Origin of the sequence: Sphingomonas montanisoli (genome assembly GCF_008274695.1) — a bacterium.
GTDB lineage: Bacteria > Pseudomonadota > Alphaproteobacteria > Sphingomonadales > Sphingomonadaceae > Rhizorhabdus > Rhizorhabdus montanisoli.
This window is the reverse complement of the sequence record NZ_VTOU01000009.1, coordinates 1-3,164: the sequence shown is the minus strand read 5'-3', so window position 1 is coordinate 3,164 and position 3,164 is coordinate 1. Positions and strand designations below refer to the sequence as shown.

Sequence of the window (3,164 nt, the reverse complement as noted above, 5' to 3'; positions counted from 1 at the left end):
GCGAGCGCGGCGGCGGAAGCCGTCATCGCCGCCGCCGCATCCGCATCCAGCGCCGCGAGCGCCGCCGCCTCGGCGGCGGTCATGCCGTTGGTCGCGCCAGGCTCGGCGGGCTGCAGATCTTCTATAGCGGTTCCGTCGGGATATCGCGTCGGAATGGGGGCGGGCCGCGCCACCGGCACATGCGGCGGCAAGGCGGGGCTTTCGCTGGGAACCCAGTCATAGACTTCCGGGCTCTCCTCGCGCAGGGCGAGCACCACGCCGAAGTCCTGGCTCATCTTCCACGATGAAACCGTCCACGCATAATTGGCCAGACCGTATCGGGGGGTGTCGAGCTGCACCGTATCCATCGCCTGTACGGCCAGGCCCGCGACGTTCATCGGCCATGCGACCGTTTTCTCGCTCAATGCCCGGCGCAACATAATCCGGCCGATCCGCGTCGCGCGCGACCGCGACGTTACGAAGGCTAGATCCAGATCCATCTGGCGCGGATCGGCAAGGGGCTGGGCCTGCGTCTTGAAAGGGGCCGCCTGATAGTTCGCGGCCGGTTCAACATAGGTGCCCTGCACCTCGTTGGCGATTTCGTTGCCCGAAGTGAACGCGCTGACTGTGATTGGCCCCGCCAGATCGCCTTCGGAAAGATGGGCCGACGCCGGCACCCAATAACCGGGGCGCATGAAGAACTCGCCACCGATATTCGAAAACGTCCCCGCGCAGTTGATCACCAGCGCGTCCCGCACCTGATCGGGCGCCGCCCCCGTCACGATCAACCCGTCGATCGTATATCGCTTTTCGAATCCACCTTCGATCAGCTCGACTTCCTCGTCACAGACATTCGCCTGCGCGGCGATCCAGCTGTCGTCGGGGATCTCGTCGGAATAGGCGCCGAAACCGCCTTCTTCTCGCGGCAGCTTCATCCAGTCGTAGAATACCAGTGCGGCATTGTTGGCGTAGCCGCTGCTGTCTGTGCGCGGATCGTGGATGTCGTCCTTGCCCTCGATCTCGCACGTGATGTTCGGCATGCCCGCCTGGACGATGTCGTCGGTCAGGCTGAACTTGGCGTAGATTTTCGCGATGCCCCGGCCCCGGTGATGCACGGTCCACTTGCCATCGCATTCTGCGACGAAAAGGTCGTGCGCTTCCGCGTCGCTCATGCCCCGTTCGAACCAGAGCCACGCCTTGCCGGCATAAACCCCGCTGGTGACGAGGCCGTTTTCAGCAACCGAAACCTCATCGTCGCCAAGGAACCACCGCAGCACGCCGTGCACCCGGTGGCCCGCGACCGCGATCACGAAATAGCGGAAATAATCGTCGCCAACGCGTCGCGCATGAAAGAACGCCAGCAGCCCACCGACACGCCGCCGGCCATAGACGATGTTCGAATCCGCGATCGTCTGTCGATAGATCGTCGGCGTGCCGTTCTTCGCCGTCGGTGCGCCCACCTTCGGCGTGAAGCCGAGCGCCTTCATCGCGAGACCGGCGGCCAAGCCCATGCCTACGGTCAGAACAGCAGAGGCAACCGCAGTGGTGGTTCCGAGTGCAAAAGCGAGGCTCGGAGCCAGATACGGAACGGCAACGGCGATACCGACGGCGACGGCAACACCGACCACGGCCTTAACAACCTTGCCCATTCTTCCACTCCGAGGGATGATGGGAACCGGAGGATCCCATGAAAAAGCTGTTAGTTTGTTTGCTGGCAACAGGGTGCACGACCACTGCCGCCCTTCAGGAAAAGAGGCCTGACGGCGAATTCGTCAGCTCGAAGACGCCCGCAGCACTGGAGGAATGCCTCGCACTAAAACTAAGTTGGGTCGGCGTTCCGAGCGTCGTGCGCGGTGAGGGTCGGTCGATCCTTATTTGGGGTCACCCGTCGCCAGCGCTGACGGTCACCGTTGAGCATGGCGAGCCGCCTCGTGCAGTCACTTTGCGAGTTGCGCTTGCCGCGAGCGAGCGGGGCAGGCGCAGCATCACAGAATGCTTATGAGACCAACTGCCAAGCCTCATCGATTTCGGAGATAGGACTCACCTCTCCACCGAAAAACGTCGCCAGCTCGCCCTCGCAAATGCCAAGTGCCCAGCCTCGGCGGACAACATCCCCACGCCGTGCGAGCAACGGTGACACCGGGGCGCCGAGCGCCCGGCTCACAAGCTCGCCCAGCGAACGCACCCCATGCCGGCGATAAAGGTCGGCGGCTTCGCGCCATGATCGTGGCGGCGGGGCGCCCAAAATTTTCCAGACGTCGATACCGCTCGCATCCAGAACATGATCGGCCGCCCTGTCTGCACAGTGCCGATGCCATTCAGGTGTGGTCATACCATTTTGACCATAGCGCCCAGCATGCCGCCTCGGCCGCCGCCGCCCACATCAATCGCCGCGCTGGCCCCAGCCTGATCGCCCCGCGCCCACAGGATCGAAACCTCGGCCATCTGCGGCAAATATTCGAAGAACTTGTCGCCGGGATATTTGCGCTGCTGATACTCGTCGGTGAAACGCTTGATCGCCGGCCGGTTCTGGTCCCGCGCCCGGCTTTCGCCCGTCACCGTGACCGCGATCGAATTGCCGCTGTCCACCACTTCGTAGGTATCGACCCGCCCCCGCCACACACGCTTCACGGCAGTGATGGTCTGCAGATCCTCGTTAAGGGCGCCGAACCACAGCTGCATCGCCGATCCGCGCTGCGCCTGATCGGCGATATCGTCTCGGAATTCGGACGGGATATTCAGCAGCGTCGCCTTAACACCCGTTGCCGAGCCGTCCGTATCCTCCCCGATCGTGTCGAGCGAACCCACGCCGCCCGCGCCGATCCAGTCCACACCGGCGAAATTGATCGGGCCAGTGCCCGTCCACACTGCCACCGGATCGGGCAGATCGATCCACAGCGCGAAGAAGGGATGGACGACCGGCGCCTCGATCGCGTCGACCATCTGCGATGTGATGTCGCGGCTCATAGATCCTCGAACATTTCGACCGTGATCCGCTCGGCATCGCCATAGGCCGCTGCATTGGCGCCTGCGTCGTCGTCCCGGATTTCAAACCGGCCCTTTACCTCGGCATAGCTGCCAGCCCCTGCGGTGACGGCAGTTTCGAGAGGCGGAACGAACGGCACCATCGCCACGCCGCCGGCCGTGGTGACCACATCGGCCGTCACGATGTGCGGTCGCCCGTC

3 protein-coding genes and 1 pseudogene are annotated in these 3,164 nt (G+C 63.8%); all 4 read right to left on the bottom strand.

Translation table 11 applies throughout. The features are described 5' to 3' along the window. Window positions 1-1,628, bottom strand: a 1,628-nt coding sequence (locus FYJ91_RS20390; protein WP_149524177.1) for a phage tail protein, incomplete at its 3' end; no start/stop codon positions are given. A gap of 347 nt (window positions 1,629-1,975) precedes the next feature. After that, window positions 1,976-2,311, bottom strand: a complete 336-nt coding sequence (locus FYJ91_RS21140) for a DUF6950 family protein (protein WP_149524176.1) — start codon at window positions 2,309-2,311, stop codon at window positions 1,976-1,978. Continuing rightward, window positions 2,308-2,946, bottom strand: a complete 639-nt coding sequence (locus FYJ91_RS20380) for a hypothetical protein (protein WP_181008614.1) — start codon at window positions 2,944-2,946, stop codon at window positions 2,308-2,310. Before FYJ91_RS20380 ends, FYJ91_RS21140 begins: the two co-directional genes overlap by 4 nt. Beyond that, window positions 2,943-3,164: pseudogene (locus tag FYJ91_RS20755) on the bottom strand (hypothetical protein); the annotation flags it as partial. The gene FYJ91_RS20380 and the pseudogene FYJ91_RS20755, both read right to left, overlap by 4 nt.

Bases quoted from the DNA above. Each gene is read 5' to 3' on its own strand.
- FYJ91_RS21140 (WP_149524176.1), bottom strand. From the start codon at position 2,311: ATGACCACACCTGAATGGCATCGGCACTGTGCAGACAGGGCGGCCGAT.
- FYJ91_RS20380 (WP_181008614.1), bottom strand. From the start codon at position 2,946: ATGAGCCGCGACATCACATCGCAGATGGTCGACGCGATCGAGGCGCCG.